This is a genomic window from Pseudodesulfovibrio sp. 5S69, assembly GCF_037094465.1.
Lineage (GTDB): Bacteria > Desulfobacterota > Desulfovibrionia > Desulfovibrionales > Desulfovibrionaceae > Pseudodesulfovibrio > Pseudodesulfovibrio methanolicus.
The window spans coordinates 362,011-382,466 of record NZ_CP146609.1; the positions used below are offsets into that span (position 1 = coordinate 362,011).

The following is a 20,456-nucleotide window of genomic DNA, read 5'->3' on the forward strand; positions in this document are numbered from 1 at the left end:
ACACCTCGTCACCCCGCTCCCTTACCTTCGCCGCAGGCGCCCCAAGAGGCTCGGAGGGGTCAGGGAACCCTTTCTCGAAGGGTTCCCCTGGCGGGTCTGGGGCAGCGCCCCAGCTCCACCTAATCCACGGCCAAGCTCGCCGTCTGGTAGACGCACATCTCGCTGAAGCCGTACAGCCGGGCGAAGCGGAAGAGCCTTGCATCGAACCGCCCCTGGTCGTCGGCGCGGACGCCCATGATCCTGGGCAGGCCGAGGCGGCGGGCCTCGGCCTTGAGCCAGTCGAGATCGCGGGCCAGGGTGCGTCGGGTTTCGGGCCCCCAGCGGGACATGGTCATATGCAGTTCGAGATATTCCGGGCGTTCGGCGACGGCGCAGGCGGCGTAGGGGCCGTGGGCGTCGGCGAGTTCGAACCAACGGTAGGGGCCGTCATCCGGGAAGTTGGCCAGGGGGGCGGGTCGGTGGTCGGTTTCAGTCACGGGCATGGGTGCCTCCGAAGGGGTTGTAGTTGTTGGCGGTCCGGGACGGGCGCGGGCCTGGTTCGGGTTGGCGGAAGCCCACGGCGAAGTAGCGGAAGCCGTCGGCGGCGTGGCTGGTCCAGTCGTGCAGGGGGTGGGCCGCGAAATCGGCGGTCCGGTCATTGAAGGAGCGCCGGTAGTGGCGCAGGGCTTCGAGTCCGGGGCCGCAGCGGGCCTCATCGAACCAGCAGCGCGGCAGGATGGTTCGCACGGCGTTGATGCCGTCCTGGATGGGGATGTTGGCGGCGATGTCGAAGCGGATGCCGAGGGACCGGGCCGTTTCCAGGCGCGACTTGCCGGTGCCCAGCTCGCGCACGCGGATGTCGTGGGGTGCGATGTGGGTGCCGTATTTGTAGCCCTTGGCGTCCAGGACCTTGGCGTAGTGGTCGAGGCCCTCGCCGCAGGCCTCATAGTAGTCCACCACCGCAAAGGTGCCGCCGGGCCGGGCCTGGACGAACCAGATGGAGGTGGAGTCGGACATACCCAGGTCCCAGGCGGTGTGCACGGGCATGGACGGATCCATGGGCACGGCGGTGACGCGGCCCTCGCGGTCGGCGTCGGCCAGGAGCTGGCCGAAGTAGGCCCCCCGGATGGCGGCGGTGAAGGAACATTCAAATTCCTGCTCGTATTCCTCGGGCGACATCTCGCGGGCGCTGGCGTCGAGTTCCCCGGCCGGGATGATCCCGGTCTCGGAGGCGCGGTACATGGCGGCCAGCCAGTCCGGGTCGAGCCTGGCCTTTTCCCATATCTCGTAGAGGGCGTTCTTGCCGCGCGGGGTGCCGATGAACATGGCCCAGCCCCGGCGGTCGGACAGGGCGGGCCGGATGACCTCGGTCCAGACGCGCAGGGGCATCTGGGCCACCTCGTCGAAGACCACGCCGTCCAGGTACATGCCGCGCAGGGAGTCCGGGTTGTTGGCCCCGAACAGACGGATGCGCGCGCCGTTTTCGAAGTCGGCGCGCAGCTCGGACTCGTTGAACTTGACGATGCAGCCGTCCAGGCCCAGGCCGCAGTAGCGCTTGAGCTCGTCCCAGACCACGGTCTTGGCCTGGCGGTACAGGGGCGCGATGTAGGCCCCGCGCCAGTCGTCGCGGCGGGTGGCCCTGGCCGCGCGGATGAGCCGGTTGACGGACAGGACGGTCTTGCCGAACCGGCGGTGGCAGACCAGGACCGAGAAACGGCCGAGTTCGGCCTCGATCCTGGCCTGGTGTTCCCTGGGCACGTACAGGTCATTGGTCATTGTTACCTCGCTTATGTTGACGGGCGGTACGGGCCGAGGGTATTCCACGGCCATGCGAACCTACGCCCTGATTGTTTTTCTCTGCCTGCTTCTGGCCGTGCCGGGCTGCGCGGGCAAGGAGACCCCGCCCGCGGCCCCGCCCACGCCGGCGGAGTTGGCCGTGCAACGGCGACAGGCCCAGGCCGCCGAGGCGCTGACCGAGGCCATGCAACTGCGGCACGACGGCGGATTCCTGGACGAGGACACGGCGCTCGCCTACCTGAACCAGGCCCTGGACCTGGACCCGAACCTGGCCAACGCGCGCTACTACCGGTCGACCATCCTGTTCTCCAAGGGGCGGACGAACGAGGCCCTGGCCGACGTGGACCGGGCCATCGAGCTGAAGCCCGAACACGTGCAGGCGCACTACACGCGCGGCTCCATTCTGTTGAACCTGGGCCGGTTCCGCGAGGCGGCACGGGACTTCACCGAGGTCATCGGGCACGACCCGTCCATCGCCCAGGCGTTCGTCCGGCGCGGAATGTGCTACATGCGGCTGCACCGCGAGGACGAGGCCATCGACGACTTCGGCAGCGCCCTGGCCATCAATCCGGCCAACCTGGAGGCCAACTACAACCGGGGCATGGCGTACCTGGCCCGGGGCGAGTACGACGCAGCCCTGAGCGATCTGTCCCAGGCGTACGTCCTGGATGCGGACAACGTCCGGCTGCTCACCGCGCGAGGCCAGATTCTGCTCAAGCTCGGGCGGTTCAAGTCGGCCGCCCGGGACTACCTGCGGGCCACCCAGCTGGCCCCGGGGCAGAGCCCCCTGTACGGCCTGCTCGCCGAGGCCCTGGCCGGGGCCGGGGAGATGGACCAGGCCATCGAGGCCGCGGAAAAGGCCCTGTCCCTGGCGCACGCCCGTGGCGACGACTCTCTGGCCGCCCGGTACAGGGACCAGCTCCGGCAATACCGGGACAAGACCTATCCCTAGGCTCATCGCAGCACCTCGAAGAGCATCCGTCCGCCCAGGGCGGCCACGCCCGCCACGCTGCCCCAGACCAGCCGCTCCAGCAGCCGCAGCTTCTCCCGGTTGCCCGCGCAGCGCCGGGTTTCGTTGATCTCGCGGATGGCCACCTGGATGGCCTTGACCCTCTCGTCGATGCGGACCAGGAGGTCCTGCAGGTCCTGTCTCTCCATGGCCGTCATTTGCCGCCTCCCAGGGCGTCCTTGAGCCCGCGCACCGCGCCGGGCAGGTAGTCGCCGATCTTCTTGACCCCGAGCACGGCGGCCACGATCCAGAAAGTGATCTGCAAAAACCAGTCGGGCAGGGCCTCCCAGGAGCGGATGACCTCGGCCGCGCCCTCGGGGTCCACCCCGGACCAGATGAAGAAACCTATCCAGGCGAAGAAGAGCACGTCGTCTTTCCAGCCCGCGTTCTCCAACTGTTTCATCTCCCAATCGTGATTGAATTCCCGGTCCGACCGGGCCAGCCGCACCCGGTTCTCCATGACCGCCTTCTTCAGTTCCTGTTTTCCCTTGAAGTGGTCCGCCACTCCGTCCACCACCGTGGTCAGCAGTCCGGCCACGGTCGCGATAATCGGTATCATGCCGTTCTCCATATCCTTGAGGATTGCTCACGCACCCCGGTCCCGGACAGCATAGCCCCGGTTTTCGGCAAAACCGGTTTTCGGGAGAGATCGGCAGGGAAAAACAGGCGAATGGTATAAAAAATCATCTTGACGGGGTTCCGGCGGCCGGGGTAGCCGACCAGGCCCGACCGGTGTGCGAAAAACCCGTCGCAGGGCTAGCCAAATGGCGCGGGAAACGTTACGAATAGCACAGAATATCGATTGTATCCGGCCGGGCGAGGCCGGTTAACCAAGGAGGAATACCCCTATGCTGGTAGTCAACTGGATGAGCACCGACGTCGTCACCATCACCCCCGAGCGCTCCATGATGAAGGCCTCCAAGCTGATGAAGGACAAAGGCATCAGCCGTCTGCCCGTGGTTGATGAAGAAGGCAAAATCATAGGCATCGTCTCGGACCGCGACGTCAAGGACGCCTCCCCGTCCAAGGCAACCACCCTGGACGTTCACGAGCTGTACTACCTCCTTTCCGAGATCAAGGTCGGGGACATCATGACCAAAAAGGTGGTCACCATCCGCGACACCGAGACCGTGGAAAAAGCCGCCGTGCTCATGCTCGAAGGCAACTTCGGCGGCCTGCCCGTGGTCGACGAGGAAGACAAGGTCGTGGGCATCATCACCGATACCGACATCTTCAAGGTCCTGGTCGAAATCTCCGGCGTCTACGAGGGCGGCGCCCAGTTCTGCCTGCGCCTGTCCACCGAACCCGGCAGCCTGCGCCCGGTGCTGGCCTTCCTCAAGGAACACGGCGCGCGCATCATGTCCATCATGACCCACAACGTGCCCGAATCCGAAGGGTTCAAAAACGTGTACGTGCGCATCCGCGACATGGAAAAGCCCGAGTTCAAGCGCCTCAAGCAGGACCTCGGCGAGACCTTCGACGTCGTCTACTGGGCCGTGGACTCCGTCCATAACGTCATCTAACCCCGGTGACAGCGCGGATAGATCACTTTTTTCGATAAAAGCACGATAAGTTACTTGATCTATATCCTCGCGTAATATAGTTATATCTTACCGACGATCTCTGCCTTTTCCGAATCCAGGAGGCCGCCCCGCAAGGAGCGGCCTCCTGCCGTTTCAAGGGACGCCGGATGTTGGGGAATGCCTCCGGCGGGCGGCGTCTCCGACGGCCTAAGAACCTTTTGGAAAAGGTTCTTAGGGATCTCCCAAACTTTTTGTGTCGCTTCGCGAAGGGCGTGCGGCGGCGAAAGGACGCGACGTGGACGCCTTCCGCCGTGCCGGGTGGCGATTCCGGGCAGAAAAACGGATCAGGCGGCGTGCTTTTTCACCACAAGAGGCACGCTGTTTTTTCTACCCGAAATCGCGGGTTTGTTTTTCTTAAAAGGCTTATCCCGCCCCCCCGCAGTCATAAAACGCCGCACAACCAATTCCCCGAGCTTCGCCCACGCCCGGCCTGCGGCGTTGGCAACCGTCCCGAAGGGGGCGCACCGGACGGCTAAGGGCCTCGGAGGGCCGCTCTGCGCGAACCCTTCGGGACACCGCACCGCCAAGCTACTCCCTCCCCCCACGCGCAACAGTCCGCCATACCCGTGCCCGCACGCCCTGCCGAAGGCACACAAAAAGCTCGGGAGGGGTCCAGGGAACCCTCTTAAAGGGTTCCCCTGCGCGGGTCTGGCAGCGCCCCAGCCGCCGGAGGCACCCGCCTGGCGAGGCCTGCCGAAGGCCTCGCATTGGCCGGTCAAAGCTTCACCAAGTACCTTAAGAAATATGAAGAAGAGCCGAAAAGAGGGAAGACAGCGTTTGGAGAAAGGAGCGGTTATGGGAAACGTGGTGGCCTTGGAGGAATTTCGGCGCACGCTGGATCGGCGCGAGGAGCGCGGCAAGGTGTTGGCGCGACCCGAAATTCGGGGTGCGGACATATGGGGCCGGGACTACACGCAACTGGAGGCGGTGGTCTTCGGGTTGTTGAAGGTCCGGGAGATCGCGGCCTACCATGCGTCGTTGCGCGCGGCCCGGCATGCGGACGGGTCCGGGCAGGCGTTCGACGCATTGTGCCTGGACGCCCTGGACGCGGCCTATCGGGTGGCGGACCTGGGTCCGGCCCGGCTCAAGGCGGCGGTCAAGCCGCTTAAGGAATGGCTCCTGGACGCCATGACCGAGGACAACAAACGCGACATGGCCTGGGCCCTGGTCCTGGTCGACCTGATCGAAAAGTCGCCGACCAAGTAGATATCGATAAGTGACGATAATCTACTAATACCATAATTTTAAATTGATAAAAAGCCGTCGATTCATGCGACGGCTTTTTCGATGGCGTCCCCATCCCCGCCCCGAAGCCGGCCGCGGGGGACTGGGAGGATGAAGGCCTGCGAGCGGACGGTTTCCGGCGGCGTGCGGACGCCAGGCGCGTTTTGCCGCCGTTTACCCGCCGGATTGCGCCCTTCCCCGATATTTCATTGCCTGGACCGGCGGGTATCGTATGGTGCAGGCATGGGAGAAGACGCAGTCGGCCGGGACGGCCCCCAGATTCTGCTGTCGGCGGGGTGTTTGTTCCACCTGCCGCTCAAGCTTGTGGCGCGCATCGGCCGGGAGGCCGGGTTCGCAGGCATGGAACTGATTATGAACTCGCCCAAGCTCGATCCGCAGGCCGGGCTCGCTGCTATCAACGACATCCTGCCTATCCGCAGCCTGCACGCCCCGTTCCGCGACTGGTCGGCCTGGGGCGGGCATCTCAACTCCTGGCGCGCGACCACGGCCCTGGCCAACTCCCTGCCCGAGGCGGACCACATCGTCATGCACCCGCCCGGCTCGCGGCTGGCCAACATGATCCAGAACCGCTGGTTCGAGAAGGCCGTGGACCTGCCGCTGCTCCTGGACGCCAAGGGCCGCATCCGCTTCTCGCTGGAGAACATGCCGTGGGCCGAGGGCTCGCCGTTCGGCCGCGACCCGCTGGATAAGCTCATGGCCCAGTGCCGGGACAAGAACGTGGGGCTGACCTTCGACGTCTGCCACATGGGGGTGTCCGGGCGCAACGTGCTGGAAGCCATCGACAAAGTGCCGCCCGAGCTGCTCTGCAACGTCCACTTCTCCGACGCCTTGGGCTACACCGAGCATCTCGCGCCGGGCAAGGGTGCGCTGCCGCTCGACGATTTTCTGGAGCGCCTTGGCAAACGGGGCTACGCCGGATACATTACCCTTGAACTGGAACCGGGCGCCTTCCCCGACGACGTGGACGGCACCGTGGAATTGCTCACCAGGCTGCGCGGGGACATGGAGGCGCGGCTGACAACCGGCCGGAGTGAATGACCATGCCCCAAGCCTATCTCGACGCGGTCCGCCAGCCCGGCCAGACCGTGAACAACCTCTTCGCCTTCCTCGGCATCGTCGTCGACACCATCGAACCGGACCGGGCCGTGCTGCGCCTGCCGTTTAAACCGGAACTGACCCAGGGCGCGGGCATGGTCGCGGGCGGCGTGCTGGGTACTCTGCTCGACGAGACCATGGCCCACGCGGTGCTCGGCGGCAACCGGCCCGGCGAGCGGACCACCACCGTGGACCTGTCCGTCAGCTTCCTCCGCACGGTCAAGCCCGGCTCGGACCTGAACTGCGAGGCCCGCGTGGTCAAACGCGGCGGCCGCGTCCTGTTCGTCGAGGCCAGCGCCTCTTCCGACGGCCGGGAAGTGGCCCGGGGCACGGCCTCGTTCCTGCTCCTGACCTGATCCGAAGCCCTTGCCCCGCCCGGTTTCATGCTTATTTTCCTTCCGTACGACATCAACGGAGGAACACCATGACCACCGACAATAAACTCATCGTCTGCCCGCACTGCGGGGCCGTCAATCGCGTCCAGACCGGCCGCGAGGCCGAAGCCGTCTGCGGCAAATGCCGCGACAAGGTCTTTGACGACCACCCCGTCGAACTCGTGGGCTCGACCTTCGACCGCCACATCGCCAAATCCCAGGTCCCCATTCTCGTGGACTTCTACTCGCCCACCTGCGGCCCCTGCCTGATGATGGGCCCCCAGTTCGCCGACGCCGCCAAAAACCTGTTCCCCAAGGTCCGGCTGGCCAAAATAGACACCTCGGCCGAACAGGCCGTCGCCGGACGCTACGGCATCCGCGCCGTGCCCACCCTCATCCTGTTCAAGAACGGACGGGAAGCGGCCCGCCAGTCCGGCGCCATGAACGCCCGCGACATCGCGGCCTGGGTGAAGCAGTACCTGTAGGGCGTGACGCCGCGTTGGGGAATGCCTCCGGCGGACCCTCGCCGGGAGGCGTCTCCGACGGCCTAAGAACCTTTTGCAAAAGGTTCTTAGGAATCTCCCAAACTTTTTGTGTCGCTTCGCGAAGGGCTTGCGGCGGCGAAAGGACGCTAGGTGGACGCCTTCCGCCGTGCCGGGTGGCGATTTCGGGCAGAAAAAACGGATCGGACGGTGTGCTTCTTCACCAGAAAAAGCACGCCGTTTTTTCTGCCCGAAATCGCGGGGTTTGTTTTTGGGAAAAGGCTTATCCCAAAGAGAAACATCCTCCCACCGCAGTCAGAAAACGCCGCAAAACCAATTCCTCGAGCTTCGCCCATGCCCGCCTGCGGCGTTGGTTACCGTCCGGCGCGAACCCTTCGGGACACCACGCAGCCAAGCTACTCCCTCCCCCACGCGCAGCAATTCGCCATCCCGCGCCCGCACGCCCTGCCGAAGGCACACAAAAAGCTCGGGAGGGGTCCAGGGGAACCCTTTTCTCAAAGGGTTCCCCTGGCGGGGTCTGGGCAGCGCCCCAGCCGCCGGGGGCATTCTTCAATCCGCCCAACCGTGCTTGTTTCCCGTGCCCGACTTTGGTATTTCTCTGCGATCATTGTGAAATCGATCCGGGAGAGCCTATGAGCCAGAAAAGGAAATTCGCCATGGGGACCGAGGCGGTCTGGGGTGGCGAGGAAAGGTTGTTCGAGGGCAACGCCACGCAGGTGCCGGTGGTGCACAGCGTGTCGTTCGGCTTTGATGACATGGACGAGTGGCTGGACGTGGCCCTGGGCAACCGGCCGGGACACATCTACACGCGCAACACCAACCCCACGGTGTCGGTGTTCGAGGAGAAGGTCCGGCTGTTGGAGGGCGGCGAGGCGGCCACGAGCGCGTCCTCGGGCATGGGCATCATTTCCAACGCACTGTTCGCGCTGCTGAAGCCGGGCGACCGGGTGGTCTCGGTCAAGGATACGTATGGCGGCACGAACCGGATGTTCACGGAGTTCCTGCCCAGGGTGAACGTGGAGGTGACCCTGTGCGACACCACGGACCATGCGGCCATCGAGGCCGAGGTGGCCAAGGGGTGCGCGGTGCTCTATCTGGAGACGCCGACCAACCCGACCATCAAGGTGCTGGATATCGAGCGGCTGGCCGGGGCGGGCAAGGCGGCGGGCGCCGTGGTCATGGTGGACAACACGTTCGCCACGCCGGTGAACCAGAACCCGCTGGCCCTGGGCGCGGACCTGGTGCTGCACAGCGCGACCAAGTACCTGGGCGGGCACGCGGACGCATTGGGCGGGGTGGCCGTGGGCAGCGCCGGGCTGATCAAGGCCATCTATTCGTACCGCGAAATTGTGGGCAACGTGCTGGAGCCCATGAGCGCGTATCTGTTGCTGCGCGGCATGAAGACGCTGCATCTGCGCATTGAGCGGCAGAACGCCAATGCTTTGGAGATCGCCCGGTTCCTGGAGGGCCATCCCGGAGTGGAGAAGGTGTTTTATCCGGGGCTGGAGTCCCATCCGGGGCACGAGATCGCGCGCAGGCAGATGCGCGGGTTCGGCGGGATGCTCAGTTTCGTGGCCAAGGGCGGGACGTATGCGGACGCCTGCCGGGTGCTGTCCGAGCTGAAACTGGCGCGGCGCGCGGCCAACCTGGGCGCGGTGGAGACCATCGCCGGGCCGCCCGCGACCACGAGCCATGTGGAGTGCAGCAAGGAGGAGCGCGCGGCCATGGGCATCCCGGAGAGCCTGATCCGCTATTCCGTGGGCATCGAGGACGTGGAGGATTTGAAGGCGGACCTGGACCGGGCATTGCGACAGGACGCTTGACGCGAGCGCGCCGAGGGGTGAGAACAAGATATGTTGCTGGACGTGCCCTTTTTGCCCCGCGACGACTACGTCACCTTCCTGCGCGAGCGGTCCGACCGGCTCACGTCGGTCCATTTCCCGTTGAATGATCCGCGCGTGCCCGACGCCCGGCAGCGGCTGGAAGGGCCGGATATCGAAGCGGTCGTGCGCGGCCTGAACCGGCTGGAGGGCGTGGACCGGTTCCTGCTCATGAACGGACGGCTGCACCGGCCGGAGCGGTATTTCGACGCGGCCGGACTCAACGCCACCGCCGACCTTCTGGTGCGGCTCGCGGACGAGGCCGGGCTGACCGGGGTGGTCTTCGCGGACGCGTATTATTTGCAGGCGCTGTCCGACGCACGGCCCGAAGTCTGCGAACGGCTGGAGGCGGTACCGAGCGTCAACGCCATGCCGGACACGCCCGCCAGGGTCTTCGCCCTGCTGGACATGATTGCGGAGACCGCGTTCCGCCCGCCGTCGCGGCTGGTGGCGGACCGCGCCCTGAACCGCGACCCGGACGGTTTGAGCGCCCTGGCCCACGGGCTACGCGCCCGGCACGCGGACATCCGCCTGTTCCTGTTGGCCAACGAGGGGTGCCTGTACCACTGCCCGTACAAGCCCGCTCACGACGCGCACATCGCGTTGGTGGTGGAGGGGCTGTGCGGAGACCGGACCTTTGCCCTGAACCGGGAGTTCGGCTGCGTGCGGCGCATGCTCGACGAGCCGGGGCTGATGCTCGCCTCGCCGTTCATCCGGCCCGAGGACGCGGGCCGCTATGAGGGGCTGGTCCACGGGCTCAAGCTCTGCGGGCGCAACCGGGGCGCGGACTTTCTCCTGCGCGCGGTGGCCGCCTACGCGGAGGAGCGGTACGAGGGCAACCTGCTGGACCTGATGGACGCCATGGGCGATTTGGCGGACCGGGTGCACATCCCCAACCACTGGCTGCCCGCCGATTTTTTCGAGCAGGTCACGGCGTGCGACAAGGCATGCCGCGCCTGCGGCCTGTGCGCGGCCCTGGCCGATCGCATCGCCAAACGCACCGACCCCGGCCTGCCCGGGCTCAGGCGCTGATCGTTTCCATTCACCCCGGCCCGCCCCGAACGGCAGGCCCCAATGCATACGAGGAGCAACGCTCATGAAAAAATCCCTCGGTCCCAACACTCTGGCACAGCCCGCCCCCGTTTGGGCGGTGGGTTCCTATGACGAAGAGGGCAAGCCCAACGCGATGATCGCGGCCTGGGGCGGCATCTGCGGCTCGGACCCGGCCTGCCTGACCGTGTCCGTGCGCCCGTCGCGCCACACCTACAAGGGCATCCTCAAGCACAAGGCGTTCACCGTGTCCGTGAGTTCGGCCCCGCTCGCCGCCGAGGCGGACTTCCTGGGCATGGCCTCGGGCGGCAACGTGGACAAGTTCGCGGTCACCGGCCTGACCCCGGTCAAGGCCGAGTTCGTGGACGCTCCGTATATCGAGGAGTTTCCGCTGGTCATCGAGTGCGAGCTCAAGGAGACCGTGGACCTCAACGTGCACGTCATGTTCGTGGGCGAGATCAAGGACGTGAAATGCGACGAGGACAAGCTGGCCGACGGCAAGTACCCGGACCCGGAAAAGGTCCTGCCGCTGATCTTCTCCCCCGGCACCCGAAGCTACCACACCGTGGGCGAAAAGGTCGGCAGGGGCTTCGACCTGGGCAAGAAATTCCTCAAGAAAGGCTAGCTGATGCGTCGCCCCGGCCCGTCCCCGCTCCTGCTCCCGGCCCTGTTCGCGGCCCTGCTCCTGATCGGTGCGGGGTGCGCGGCGCGACGGCCGGACGCGCCCCGGCTGCTGCCGGTGCAGGACGCCGGGGCATACCACGGGTTGCCCGGGGAGGCCCTGCTCATGAGCCCGGAGGTCCAGGCCGTGGCCTGGTCGGATTTTCTCGCGCGCCACTTCGACCCCTGGGGGCGGACGCAGCCGGAGTATCCGGCCGACAAGGTCTTCTGGGGGCTGACCACCTTCGCGGACAAGCGGTTGTACGGAGAAAACCTGCTGCCCCGCGACCCGGCCTGGCTCGCTGCCATGACCGCGGCCTCGCGGGTCGACGAGTACCCGAGCCTGAGCCGGCGGGCCATAGCCGTGGCCAACACGGCCATGCGGGTCCTGCCCACGGGCAAGCCCGCCTTCGACGACCCACGGCAGGCGGGCGAGGGATTCCCCTTCGATTACCTGCAGAACTCCCTGGTCCTGGCCGGGACGCCGCTGTACGCCAGCCACGAGAGCGCGGACCGCGCCTGGGTGCTGGTGGAGTCGCGTTTCGCCTACGGTTGGGTGCGGCGCACGGATATCGCCTGGGTGGACGACGACTTCGCCCGGACGTTCAGGACCGGCGCGTTCGCGGCCGTGGTCCGGGACGGGGTCTCCCTGACGGACACGGACGGCGTGTTCCGTTTCAAGGGGTTCATCGGCACCCTGCTGCCCGTGGCTGAGCGTGCGAAAAGTGCCGGAGACGGCAGCCTCACGGTCATGGTCCCGGCCAGAGACGTCCTCGGCCGGGCGGTCGTCCGGTTCGCCCAGATCGCGCCCGGAGACGCGCTCCCCGCCCCGCTCGCGCCCACGCCGGACAACTTTGCCATGCTGGCGAACCGCATGCTCGGCGAACCCTACGGCTGGGGCGGGTTGTACATGGACCGCGACTGCTCGGCCACGACCATGGACCTGATGGCCGCCTTCGGCATCTTCCTGCCGCGCAACTCGAGCCAGCAGGCCAAACTCGGCTGGGTGGAGCCCCTGGACGGCGAGAGCGACGCGGCCAAGAAGGCGCGGCTGCTCAAAGGGAGCGTGCCGTTCCTGACCCTGGTGCGCAAGCCGGGGCACATCATGTTCTACATCGGCTCAATGGACGGCGAGCCCGTGGTTTTACAGACCATCTGGGGGCTCAAGACCCGGCGCGGCGGGGTCGAAGGGCGCGCGCTCATCGGCCGGACCGTGATCTCCACCCTGGAACCGGGGGAGAATCTCCGCGACCTGGCCAGGCCCGACGGCGTTCTCCTGCACTCGGTCCGCTCCTTCAACACCCTGCCCTGACCGGCCCGACCGTTTTTTGACGGCGAGCGTACGGGCCGATAAGGCTCGCGGCGCAATGGCCTGATTTCGCACGTCTTGGCCCGATTGGGTACGAGCCATGCATCCTTCGGGGCATGCACGGACCGAAACTCGGCCATATCCTGCTCCTGGGAGCGCTGACCGCATTGCCCGGCTGTCTGGCCATCAACGCGGCCCTGGGCGTGCTCGGCGCCATGGGACCGCCTGCCGCCCAACTGGCCGGAGCAGCCTACACCGTGGCCGAGTACTCCTACGAATACGGGGCCCACGACCGCACGCCGGACGAGGTCTTCCTGGCCAAGTTCGACTGGCTCCTGGCCGACGGGGACGAACCCGACCCGTCCGCCTTTGCCGGGGCCCTGAGCGCGGCCGTGCCCGGCCCGCAGGTCGACGTCACGCCACGCCCGATCGTGGTCGCGGCGAACGCCGCGGACCCGGCCGGTCCCCGAGCCCGACCGGGCGTCACCCGCGCTGCCGGGCCCGTTGCCGCAACCGGACGGCCCGTACGGCTCATGAAGAAGGCAACGCCCGTGGCGGCGGCAAGCAGGGCCGCGTCTCCGAAGCGTATCGCCAACGCCCCGGCCCGGGCCATCGCCCGCAAGCCTGCCCTGGCCGCGCCGGTGCGCAGGACGACCCCGGTCCACCACTATGCGGTCCATGCGCCGGACCCGCTGCTGGCCAGGCTCGACCGGCTGGAAAACGGGTTGGCTCAGGCCGAGGCGCTCTATCTTTCGGAGACGGCGGGCGGCCTGCGGCTGTCCGTGCCCCCGTGCGACGGCGACCCCTGCGCCCAGGGCGTGAACGGCGGGTATTCCCTGCGGCTGCCGGTCATGTACAATGCGCCCCGCGCAACCGGCGCGTCCTCCGCGCGGGCGGGCTGAACCGGTCAATCCGCGCCTCCCTCCAGGCGCTCCCTGAACACGTAGTTGCTGATGTGCCGGTCGCGCTGCTCGCGGATCCACCGTTGCAGATCCTCGGGCAGGGCGCGCCACGAGCCCTTGTCGTCCCGCTTCCAGGCGGGCAGCCCCTTGTCTCTGACCAATTCCGTGATGTTACGCGGGTTTTCGCCCACGGCCTCGCAGATGTCCTTGGCCCCTTTCAGACAGATTTCCGACATGCGCCCCCCGTTCCTATTCCGCGATCTCGAATTGAAAGGTCTGTTCCCCGGAACAGTGGTCCAGAAACTCCCTGAAGGCCGCGCGGGAATCGAGCACGCCGCGCTCGGGACCGAGCCTGCCGAACCGGCTGCCGAGCAGGATGCAGCCGTGGGTGTCGCTGGCCACATTGCCCTGGTGAAAAAGAATGGCGGTCCGGCCGGGCACGTCGGCCACTTCGAAGGTCCTGCCGAAGGTCGGCGAATCCACCCTCCGGCAGGTATAGGTCCCGGCCGGGATGCAGGACACGCCGACCCGGTTGCCCCGCTCGGGCGGCTCCAGGGTGACGCACTGGACCCGGCCGTCCAGGCGGAGCACGCCGAAGGTCCCTTCCTCGCTCTTTTCCAAGCGCATAATATCAACCTTTTTCATCAGTTAATCCTCCATATTTGTAATCTGACAATGTTGTTCCGGTTTGGTATAGTCACTTGTCTATTTGCTAGTCAACCATTTTCCGCATTTCTCTTTAGACATTTGCCAATTTTCATGTATAAGGGTGCACAACCATTACACAGAAAAGGGGATGACATGGGATTCACCGACGACGTGCGCCAGGCGCTCCTCGACCGGATCGGGCCGGGCAAACGGTACCCCAACAACAAACGGATGGCGGACGAACTCGGGGTCGACCCGTCGCAGCTCAACCGTTTCCTCAAGCGGGAGCGCGGCCTGAACAGCGACTCCCTGGGGCACATCCTCGACCGCGTGGGCGTGACTCTGGCCTTTTGCGATGAACCGGCCGACGCCGCCCGTGAAGTCTGCTTCCGGCCGCCGGACACGGGCGGGACCGGGCCCGGCGCGCCCGAGCCCAGGGCCGACGACTACCTGGCCGTCCCCCTGGCCGGTCCGGCCGTGGCCGCCTCGGCGGGGCTGGTCCCGGAGGGGAGCGTGGAGGGCTGGGTCCTGGTCTGGCGCCACCAGGAGTCCATCCGCTTCCGGTCCAACCTGGTGGCCGTGGAGGTGGGCCGGGGCGAGCTGTCCATGGCCCCCACCCTGCATCCGGGGGACATCGTCCTGGTGGACCGCGACGACCGGGACCCCTGCCCGGCGGGCAAGATCATGCTCGTCCGCGAACCGGGCGAGGATGGGGGCGTGCACATCCGGCGGGTCTGCACCCGGCGACTGGACGATGACGTGGAGCTGATCTACTACTCGGACAACAGCCGCGAACACCCGCCCGCCACCTACCGGCTCGGGCGGGATTTCGGCGGCGACATCAACGGGGCCATCGGCGGCAACGTGGTCTGGGCCTGGAGCGACATGACCCGGAAATAGCCACTTTTCGAAACAAGGAGACCCAATGTTGGACTTTCGACATATTTGCTCGGCCCGAAGGCGCGCCCTGCCGCTGCTTTTCGTTCTGGCCCTGAGCCTCGTCCCGGCACCGCGCGCCGCTGCCGCGGGGCCGGGCTCCCCGGGCATCGCCCGGATGCTGGGCAGCACGGATGCGGGCGAGCGCTCCATGGGACTGTCCGCCCTGCGCAACAGCGGGCAGGCGGCCCTGCCCGGCCTGATCGCGAGCCTGAGCGCCCCGGAGACGGCCGTTCGGCGCGGCGCGGTCTACGGGCTGGCCCTGCTGCCTGCGCCCGCCCTAGCCCTGGACGGCCTGCTCAAGTCCCTGGGAGATCCCGACCCCACGGTCCGTTTCCTGGCCGCGCACACCCTGGCCCGCATGGGCGGCTTGGCCGCCCCGGACGTGGCCCGGTTGCTGGCCAGCCCGGATGACAAGGTCCGCGTGGCCGCCTCCCTTTGCCTGAGCCGCATGGGCTCGGCCGCGGTCCCGGCCCTGGCCGGCCTGCTGCGCCGCGAGGATCCACCGGTCCAGGCCAAGGCCGCCTGGCTGCTCGGGGCCATGGGGCCCGAGGCCATGCCCGCGGTCCCGGCCCTGGTCCGGGCGCTCAAGACCCGCGACGTGCGCCTGATGCACGTCGTGGCCGAGACCCTGGACCTTATCGGCCCGGACCCGGCCCTGATTTTTCGGCAAATGACCCTGCTTGGCAGCGGGGAAACCAACCGGCCGTTCGCACGCCTGGGCGCGGCCGCGGCCCCGACCCTGGTCCGGCTGCTGGCCCGGCCCGGCACACCCATGGGGCAGATGGCCCTGTACACCCTGGCCCGCATGGGCGCGCAGGCGGAACCCGCGCTGCGCGCCGCCCTGGCCACGGGCAGCGACGGGCAGAAGGCTGCCGCCGCCATGCTCCTGACCGGCATCGACCCGGATCTGGCGCAGACCCTGCCCGAGGACCTTCGCCGCACCCTGAGCGGCGCCCTTCACCTGAACTGACACGGAGGCACCATGCCTGAACTGATTTACGCCCTTATCTGCTCGGACCTGATCATCGATAAGGACTCGAGCTCGACCTCGTTCATCCGGACCATCGAACACGCGGTGGTGCCGGAGTTCCCGGCCACCCTGCCGCCCATCTACTTCGCCAGCCTCTGGGACCTGGAAGGCGCGGGGACCACCCCGTTCACCATCTCCCTGGACCTGGTCTCGCCCGAGGGCAAGGAGATCACCCTGGGCATGCAGGAGATCACCCCCACAGGGACCATGCTCCACAAGATGAACTTCCAACTGCCCGGCCTCAAGGTGGAGGGCGAGGGCAAACACACCCTGGCCGTGTCCGTGAAGACCGACGGCGACTGGGAGACCTGCGCGCGCCTCCCGCTCTACGTGTTCAAGAGCCAGGACCAATAGCCTCCCGGACAAGAGCACTGCAAAAGGCCGCCTCATGCATAGTTATACTATGCATGAGGCGGCCTTTTGCATTATGCACAACATAACTAGCCCCCTCCTGGGGACATTGCCGATGCAACACCGCTTCCAATGGACTATAAAATGCTTTTTACAGCAAAACTTTAAATTGTATTTAACTAATTTTTCAAAGTAAAATAGGATATTAGATGCAAAATTTGTCAGTTTTTACTGGACATTTTGTTGTTGCATTCTTATTGTTGCAACGTTGATTCTATATTTATCGATTGCCCGCTTTGCCGCCCTGCGGAGCGGCCGGGCACCCAGGGGGAACCATGCGTCTTGCCGTGATCATAAAAGCCGAACAAAAGGAGGTGCTGCCCACGGCCGCCGAACTCCGGGAGGCGGGCTTCGCCGTGTCCTCGGCCATGGGACCGGGCCGGGGTGCCGCCGGGGCCTGCGGCCCGGCCCGCAGGCGGTGCGGCAGCGACGAGCCGGACAAGGCCGCGCCCGAACGGGCCGGACCGGTGTGCCGGTGCCTCACGGAACGACAAAGACCCTGACGCCGTGGGCGCCAGGGTCTTTCGTTGCGTTTCGAGTCCGCGAAAATCCGGGCTAGAGAATGTCCTCGTATCCCTCGATGGCTTCATCCACCGGGGCGTCCTCGTGGACGATCCGGTTGAGGACCTCGACCAGCCGGGTGGTGTCGCGATGCTGGAACACGTTGCGGCCCACGGACAGGCCGGAGCCGCCCGCATCCAGGGAGGTGCGGACCATGTCCAGGAACTCGCGGGTGGAGTCCATCTTGGCCCCGCCCGCGATGACCACGGGCACGCCCGCGCATTCGACCACGTGGGCGAAGCTCTCGGCGCTGCCGGGGTAGTTGACCTTGACCACGTCCGCGCCGAGCTCCGCGCCCACCCGGGCGCAGTGGGCCACGATGTCCGGGTCATACTCGTCCGGGACCTTGGGGCCGCGCGCGTAGACCATGGCCAGCAGGGGCATGCCCCATTCCGAGGCGGATGCGGCCACCCGGCCCAGGTCCATGAGCATCTGGCCCTCGGTTTCATCGCCCAGGTTGACGTGCACGCTGACCGCGTCCGCGCCGAGGCGGATGGCTTCCTCCACCGTGGTCACCAGCCGCTTCACGTTGGGAAACGGCGACAGGCAGGTACCTCCCGACAGGTGGACAATGCAGCCGAAATCGCGGCCCTGCATACGGTGGCCGAGTTTGACCTGGCCCTTGTGGACCAGCCCCGCGTTGGCCCCGCCGGCTACCAGGTTGGTGACCGTGTCGCGCATCTTCTCAAGCCCGGCGATGGGCCCCACGGTCACGCCGTGGTCCATGGGCACGATGATGGTCCGCCCGGTGTTGCGGTTGAAAATTCTCTCCAGTCGGATGGCCTTGCCGATATGCATTGTATCACCTCTCTCCTGGTGGTTGCTGTCTGTCCGATACCTGGGTTCACATAATACAGTCCGGGCCAAGAGGAAAGCGGAATTCCCCCTGCCCGGAATCCGGTTTCCACTCGCTTTTTGTGCGGAGTTGTTGACGAATGGCCTTCCACAAACTATCCTCCATACCGTGCCGTTTCCCTGTGAACCGCCATGAACGATCCGATCGCCCGACAAAGGGGACAGCGATGACCGACGAGAAGACCTATGAATCCGTCTTCGTGGCCCGACAGCCCATATTCGATACCCAGAACGAGACGTGGGGCTACATGATGCTCTTCCGCGACAGCGGAGAAGCCGACCACGCCGTCTTCACCGACAACTCCGAGGCGACCATGAGCCTCGTGTCCAACCTCCCGCTGTGCGACACTCCGCAGAACAGCAAGACCCGGTTCCTGATCCACTTCACGCCCGAGGCCGTGGTCCGGGGCATCCCCCACGCCATCCCCTGGGACAACACGGTTATCATCCTGGAGGAGCTTGAGGCCCCGGAAGAGGCCCTGATCGTGGCCTTGGGCGACCTGATGCTCGACGGCTACGAGCTGGCCCTGAACAACTTCGAGGGCAAACCCGGCTGCGAACGGCTGGCCGAACTGGCCGACACCCTGCTCATCGACGTGGAGGGCAAGGACCAGGCCGACCTCGAGGCCATCGTCATGCGCGGCAAGAAGTTCGGCGTGACCCGCATGATCGCCAAAAGGGTGGAGAACGCGGCGGACCTGGAACGGGCCCGGAACGCCGGCTTCCACCTCTTCCACGGCTTCTTCTTCAAGCGCCCCCAGATCGAGTCGGGACGCAAGATCAGCTCGGCCAAGGCCACCCGGCTCAAGCTCTTCGAGATCATCGAAAAGGAAGAGCCCAACTTCGACGCCCTGGCCCCGGCCATCGAGGCGGACGTGGCCATCAGCTACCGGCTGCTCAATTTCCTCAACTCCGCCAACTTCAGCTTCGCCACCAAGGTGACCTCCATCAAACAGGCCGTGGTCCTGACCGGGTGGAAGCCCATCCGCAACTGGCTCAGGCTGATCATCCTGACCGACCTGACCCCGTCGGAGAAGACCTTGGAGCTGGCCTACATCTCGGCCCACCGGGCCAAGCTCTTCGAGACCGCCGCCCTGGGCAGCGGGTACGAGGAGGACTCGGACACCCTGTTCATCGTCGGCCTCTTCTCCCTGCTGGACGCCATGCTCGACACGGACATGAAAGAGGTGACCAACCACCTGCCCGTGGACGAGGAGGTCAAGGCCACCCTGTGCGGCAAGAAGACCCGGTTCACCCCGTGGCTCGATCTGGCCAAGGCCATCGAGGCCTCGGACTGGGACGAGGTGGGCCAGCGCGCCGCGGCCCTGAACCTGCTGCCCGGCACCGTGGCCGTCAGCTACCAGCACGCCTTCACCTGGGCCGACGCCTTCTTCTCCTCCAAGCCCTGCGCGGACTAGCCCCGGCCCATGGCCCTGTCCCGGCGCGCGTTCCTGACCCTGTTGGCCGGGACCGGCCTGCTCGCGCCCGCGGTCCATGCGGCCCCGTCCCCGCCGCGGGGGACCTTCGCCCTGGCGGGCACCGTGTATCCCGGCCGGGGAGCCCCCCTGCCCGGCCACGCCGTGCTCGTCCGCAGGGGCCGCATCGAGGGCGTGGTCCCGGCCCGCGACGTGGCCGACCGCCCGGTCATCGCCCCTGAAGGCGGCTCCATCCTGCCGGGCGTGATCAACGCCCACTGCCACAACCTGCACACCGCCCGCGAGCGGCGCGAACGCTGGCTCGACCACGGCGTGACCGCCATCGGTGATGCGGCCTCGCCGCTCAAGTTCCTGTCCGCGCTCCTCGACTCGCCCTCCGGCCGGACGGCCACGGCCTCCGCCTGCGGCCCCATGCTCTGTCCGCCCGGCGGCTATCCCCTGCCCGTGCACAGCCCGGAGCACGCCCTGGCCGTGGCATCGCCCAAGGAAGGCGCGGACGCGGTCAGACGGCTGGCGGACCGGGGCGCCGCGCGTATCAAGATCGCCTTCGAGCCGGGCATCCTGCCCAGACCGTGGCCCCGATTCGACACGGCCACGGCGAGGTCGATCTGCGACACGGCCCGCCGCCTCGGGCTGGCGGTGCGCTGCCACGTGGAGGACCTGTCCGGGCTCGAACCCGCCCTCGACGCCGGGGCGGACTTCGTGGAGCACGTCCCCTATCGCTGGCACGACCACGGCGCCATCCGGCCCGTGCTCGGCCCGGACGGAGCACCCGTGCCCCACTACCGGCAGTTGCTCGAACGCATGGTCCGCAATGGGGTGGTCATGACCCCGACCCTGGACGTGTTCACCCGCACGCCGTGGAACGGACCGGCCCTGTTTGCACCGGTCCGCACCTTCCACGCTCTGGGCGGCAAGGTGGCGCTCGGCAACGACTTTCCCTACCGGCGGACGGACGCGGGCATGCCGGTGCGCGAGATGCGCCTGCTGGCCCGGGCCGGTCTGGACCGGGCAGCCGTGCTCGAAGCGGCCACGGCCACGGCGGCCGAGGTCTGCGGGTTCCGCGACCGGGGGCGGATCGCGCCGGGCATGGCCGCCGACCTGCTCATGGTGCGCGGCGCACCCTCGCCGGACGCACTGCAAGACCCCGTGCACATCGTCAAGGACGGGGTCTTCATCCGCTGATTTTT

At 66.8% G+C, this 20,456-nt stretch carries 24 protein-coding genes; 17 read left to right on the forward strand and 7 right to left on the reverse strand.

Features of this window, described 5'->3' with window-relative positions:
- Window positions 1-119: 119 nt before the first annotated feature.
- Both V8V93_RS01685 and V8V93_RS01690 read right to left on the reverse strand, forming a co-directional pair.
- Entirely contained in the window at window positions 120-482 is a 363-nt protein-coding gene (locus V8V93_RS01685) for a hypothetical protein (RefSeq protein WP_338668636.1), read from the reverse strand.
- Window positions 469-1,755: a terminase large subunit domain-containing protein gene (locus tag V8V93_RS01690; RefSeq protein ID WP_338668637.1), complete on the reverse strand. Its 1,287-nt coding sequence runs from the start codon at window positions 1,753-1,755 to the stop codon at window positions 469-471. Before V8V93_RS01690 ends, V8V93_RS01685 begins: the two co-directional genes overlap by 14 nt.
- 52 nt (window positions 1,756-1,807) lie before the next feature.
- Between V8V93_RS01690 and V8V93_RS01695 the strand changes: the two genes are divergently transcribed.
- Window positions 1,808-2,728, forward strand: coding sequence for a tetratricopeptide repeat protein (locus V8V93_RS01695; RefSeq protein ID WP_338668638.1), 921 nt, complete (start codon window positions 1,808-1,810; stop codon window positions 2,726-2,728).
- Between the two features lie 2 nt (window positions 2,729-2,730).
- Here V8V93_RS01695 and V8V93_RS01700 read toward each other — a convergent pair whose 3' ends face one another.
- Entirely contained in the window at window positions 2,731-2,943 is a 213-nt protein-coding gene (locus V8V93_RS01700; RefSeq protein WP_338668639.1) for a hypothetical protein, read from the reverse strand.
- On the reverse strand, window positions 2,940-3,344 hold the full coding sequence (locus V8V93_RS01705) for a hypothetical protein (protein WP_338668640.1): 405 nt from the start codon (window positions 3,342-3,344) through the stop codon (window positions 2,940-2,942). Before V8V93_RS01705 ends, V8V93_RS01700 begins: the two co-directional genes overlap by 4 nt.
- A gap of 289 nt (window positions 3,345-3,633) precedes the next feature.
- Between V8V93_RS01705 and V8V93_RS01710 the strand changes: the two genes are divergently transcribed.
- The 10 genes from V8V93_RS01710 (at window position 3,634) to V8V93_RS01755 (ending at window position 13,386) form a co-directional block, all read left to right on the forward strand.
- Window positions 3,634-4,308, forward strand: a complete 675-nt coding sequence (locus tag V8V93_RS01710) for a CBS and ACT domain-containing protein (RefSeq protein WP_338668641.1) — start codon at window positions 3,634-3,636, stop codon at window positions 4,306-4,308.
- Between the two features lie 855 nt (window positions 4,309-5,163).
- Window positions 5,164-5,574: a hypothetical protein gene (locus V8V93_RS01715; RefSeq protein ID WP_338668642.1), complete on the forward strand. Its 411-nt coding sequence runs from the start codon at window positions 5,164-5,166 to the stop codon at window positions 5,572-5,574.
- A gap of 261 nt (window positions 5,575-5,835) precedes the next feature.
- Entirely contained in the window at window positions 5,836-6,651 is an 816-nt protein-coding gene (locus V8V93_RS01720) for a sugar phosphate isomerase/epimerase family protein (protein WP_338668643.1), read from the forward strand.
- Between the two features lie 2 nt (window positions 6,652-6,653).
- Complete coding sequence (locus V8V93_RS01725) at window positions 6,654-7,064, forward strand: PaaI family thioesterase (RefSeq protein WP_338668644.1); 411 nt, start codon at window positions 6,654-6,656, stop codon at window positions 7,062-7,064.
- Window positions 7,065-7,132: 68 nt separating this feature from the next.
- Window positions 7,133-7,567 (forward strand): thioredoxin family protein, encoded by a 435-nt coding sequence (locus V8V93_RS01730; RefSeq protein ID WP_338668645.1) that lies wholly within the window; start codon window positions 7,133-7,135, stop codon window positions 7,565-7,567.
- Between the two features lie 650 nt (window positions 7,568-8,217).
- Window positions 8,218-9,408, forward strand: coding sequence for a cystathionine gamma-synthase family protein (locus V8V93_RS01735; protein ID WP_338668646.1), 1,191 nt, complete (start codon window positions 8,218-8,220; stop codon window positions 9,406-9,408).
- A gap of 30 nt (window positions 9,409-9,438) precedes the next feature.
- On the forward strand, window positions 9,439-10,497 hold the full coding sequence (locus tag V8V93_RS01740; protein ID WP_338668647.1) for a hypothetical protein: 1,059 nt from the start codon (window positions 9,439-9,441) through the stop codon (window positions 10,495-10,497).
- A gap of 64 nt (window positions 10,498-10,561) precedes the next feature.
- Window positions 10,562-11,140: a flavin reductase family protein gene (locus V8V93_RS01745; RefSeq protein ID WP_338668648.1), complete on the forward strand. Its 579-nt coding sequence runs from the start codon at window positions 10,562-10,564 to the stop codon at window positions 11,138-11,140.
- Window positions 11,141-11,143: 3 nt separating this feature from the next.
- Window positions 11,144-12,487 carry an SH3 domain-containing protein gene (locus V8V93_RS01750; RefSeq protein ID WP_338668649.1) on the forward strand — a complete coding sequence of 448 codons (1,344 nt, stop codon included), beginning with the start codon at window positions 11,144-11,146 and terminating at the stop codon, window positions 12,485-12,487.
- Between the two features lie 113 nt (window positions 12,488-12,600).
- Window positions 12,601-13,386 carry a hypothetical protein gene (locus V8V93_RS01755; RefSeq protein WP_338668650.1) on the forward strand — a complete coding sequence of 262 codons (786 nt, stop codon included), beginning with the start codon at window positions 12,601-12,603 and terminating at the stop codon, window positions 13,384-13,386.
- 5 nt (window positions 13,387-13,391) lie between these two features.
- Here V8V93_RS01755 and V8V93_RS01760 read toward each other — a convergent pair whose 3' ends face one another.
- Entirely contained in the window at window positions 13,392-13,622 is a 231-nt protein-coding gene (locus V8V93_RS01760) for a helix-turn-helix domain-containing protein (protein ID WP_338668651.1), read from the reverse strand.
- Window positions 13,623-13,635: 13 nt separating this feature from the next.
- On the reverse strand, window positions 13,636-14,031 hold the full coding sequence (locus V8V93_RS01765) for a DUF5675 family protein (RefSeq protein ID WP_338668652.1): 396 nt from the start codon (window positions 14,029-14,031) through the stop codon (window positions 13,636-13,638).
- Between the two features lie 156 nt (window positions 14,032-14,187).
- On the opposite strand from V8V93_RS01765, the gene V8V93_RS01770 reads away from it, so the two are divergent.
- The 4 genes from V8V93_RS01770 to V8V93_RS01785 all read left to right on the forward strand — a co-directional run bounded on the left by V8V93_RS01770 (window position 14,188) and on the right by V8V93_RS01785 (window position 16,917).
- Entirely contained in the window at window positions 14,188-14,934 is a 747-nt protein-coding gene (locus tag V8V93_RS01770; protein ID WP_338668653.1) for a S24 family peptidase, read from the forward strand.
- A gap of 25 nt (window positions 14,935-14,959) precedes the next feature.
- Window positions 14,960-15,943 (forward strand): HEAT repeat domain-containing protein, encoded by a 984-nt coding sequence (locus V8V93_RS01775; RefSeq protein WP_338668654.1) that lies wholly within the window; start codon window positions 14,960-14,962, stop codon window positions 15,941-15,943.
- A gap of 12 nt (window positions 15,944-15,955) precedes the next feature.
- A complete protein-coding gene (locus V8V93_RS01780) occupies window positions 15,956-16,357 on the forward strand; it encodes a DUF6941 family protein (protein ID WP_338668655.1) in 402 nt (133 codons plus the stop codon).
- A gap of 332 nt (window positions 16,358-16,689) precedes the next feature.
- Window positions 16,690-16,917, forward strand: a complete 228-nt coding sequence (locus V8V93_RS01785; protein ID WP_338668656.1) for a hypothetical protein — start codon at window positions 16,690-16,692, stop codon at window positions 16,915-16,917.
- Between the two features lie 52 nt (window positions 16,918-16,969).
- On the opposite strand, the gene V8V93_RS01790 is transcribed toward V8V93_RS01785, so the two are convergent.
- On the reverse strand, window positions 16,970-17,773 hold the full coding sequence (locus tag V8V93_RS01790) for a 2-amino-3,7-dideoxy-D-threo-hept-6-ulosonate synthase (RefSeq protein WP_338668657.1): 804 nt from the start codon (window positions 17,771-17,773) through the stop codon (window positions 16,970-16,972).
- A 224-nt stretch (window positions 17,774-17,997) separates the two neighbouring features.
- Here V8V93_RS01790 and V8V93_RS01795 point away from each other — a divergent pair, with 224 nt between their 5' ends.
- Window positions 17,998-19,248 carry an EAL and HDOD domain-containing protein gene (locus V8V93_RS01795; protein ID WP_338668658.1) on the forward strand — a complete coding sequence of 417 codons (1,251 nt, stop codon included), beginning with the start codon at window positions 17,998-18,000 and terminating at the stop codon, window positions 19,246-19,248.
- A gap of 9 nt (window positions 19,249-19,257) precedes the next feature.
- Window positions 19,258-20,451: an amidohydrolase family protein gene (locus V8V93_RS01800; protein ID WP_338668659.1), complete on the forward strand. Its 1,194-nt coding sequence runs from the start codon at window positions 19,258-19,260 to the stop codon at window positions 20,449-20,451.
- The last annotated feature ends 5 nt before the right edge of the window (window positions 20,452-20,456 follow it).

Bases quoted from the DNA above. Each gene is read 5' to 3' on its own strand.
- V8V93_RS01795 (WP_338668658.1), top strand. From the start codon at position 17,998: ATGACCGACGAGAAGACCTATGAATCCGTCTTCGTGGCCCGACAGCCC.
- V8V93_RS01725 (WP_338668644.1), top strand. From the start codon at position 6,654: ATGCCCCAAGCCTATCTCGACGCGGTCCGCCAGCCCGGCCAGACCGTG.
- V8V93_RS01745 (WP_338668648.1), top strand. From the start codon at position 10,562: ATGAAAAAATCCCTCGGTCCCAACACTCTGGCACAGCCCGCCCCCGTT.
- V8V93_RS01750 (WP_338668649.1), top strand. From the start codon at position 11,144: ATGCGTCGCCCCGGCCCGTCCCCGCTCCTGCTCCCGGCCCTGTTCGCG.
- V8V93_RS01770 (WP_338668653.1), top strand. From the start codon at position 14,188: ATGGGATTCACCGACGACGTGCGCCAGGCGCTCCTCGACCGGATCGGG.
- V8V93_RS01785 (WP_338668656.1), top strand. From the start codon at position 16,690: ATGCGTCTTGCCGTGATCATAAAAGCCGAACAAAAGGAGGTGCTGCCC.
- V8V93_RS01690 (WP_338668637.1), bottom strand. From the start codon at position 1,755: ATGACCAATGACCTGTACGTGCCCAGGGAACACCAGGCCAGGATCGAG.
- V8V93_RS01790 (WP_338668657.1), bottom strand. From the start codon at position 17,773: ATGCATATCGGCAAGGCCATCCGACTGGAGAGAATTTTCAACCGCAAC.
- V8V93_RS01740 (WP_338668647.1), top strand. From the start codon at position 9,439: ATGTTGCTGGACGTGCCCTTTTTGCCCCGCGACGACTACGTCACCTTC.
- V8V93_RS01695 (WP_338668638.1), top strand. From the start codon at position 1,808: ATGCGAACCTACGCCCTGATTGTTTTTCTCTGCCTGCTTCTGGCCGTG.
- V8V93_RS01720 (WP_338668643.1), top strand. From the start codon at position 5,836: ATGGGAGAAGACGCAGTCGGCCGGGACGGCCCCCAGATTCTGCTGTCG.
- V8V93_RS01760 (WP_338668651.1), bottom strand. From the start codon at position 13,622: ATGTCGGAAATCTGTCTGAAAGGGGCCAAGGACATCTGCGAGGCCGTG.
- V8V93_RS01715 (WP_338668642.1), top strand. From the start codon at position 5,164: ATGGGAAACGTGGTGGCCTTGGAGGAATTTCGGCGCACGCTGGATCGG.
- V8V93_RS01700 (WP_338668639.1), bottom strand. From the start codon at position 2,943: ATGACGGCCATGGAGAGACAGGACCTGCAGGACCTCCTGGTCCGCATC.
- V8V93_RS01710 (WP_338668641.1), top strand. From the start codon at position 3,634: ATGCTGGTAGTCAACTGGATGAGCACCGACGTCGTCACCATCACCCCC.
- V8V93_RS01735 (WP_338668646.1), top strand. From the start codon at position 8,218: ATGAGCCAGAAAAGGAAATTCGCCATGGGGACCGAGGCGGTCTGGGGT.
- V8V93_RS01800 (WP_338668659.1), top strand. From the start codon at position 19,258: ATGGCCCTGTCCCGGCGCGCGTTCCTGACCCTGTTGGCCGGGACCGGC.
- V8V93_RS01755 (WP_338668650.1), top strand. From the start codon at position 12,601: ATGCACGGACCGAAACTCGGCCATATCCTGCTCCTGGGAGCGCTGACC.
- V8V93_RS01685 (WP_338668636.1), bottom strand. From the start codon at position 482: ATGCCCGTGACTGAAACCGACCACCGACCCGCCCCCCTGGCCAACTTC.
- V8V93_RS01765 (WP_338668652.1), bottom strand. From the start codon at position 14,031: ATGAAAAAGGTTGATATTATGCGCTTGGAAAAGAGCGAGGAAGGGACC.
- V8V93_RS01730 (WP_338668645.1), top strand. From the start codon at position 7,133: ATGACCACCGACAATAAACTCATCGTCTGCCCGCACTGCGGGGCCGTC.
- V8V93_RS01775 (WP_338668654.1), top strand. From the start codon at position 14,960: ATGTTGGACTTTCGACATATTTGCTCGGCCCGAAGGCGCGCCCTGCCG.
- V8V93_RS01780 (WP_338668655.1), top strand. From the start codon at position 15,956: ATGCCTGAACTGATTTACGCCCTTATCTGCTCGGACCTGATCATCGAT.
- V8V93_RS01705 (WP_338668640.1), bottom strand. From the start codon at position 3,344: ATGATACCGATTATCGCGACCGTGGCCGGACTGCTGACCACGGTGGTG.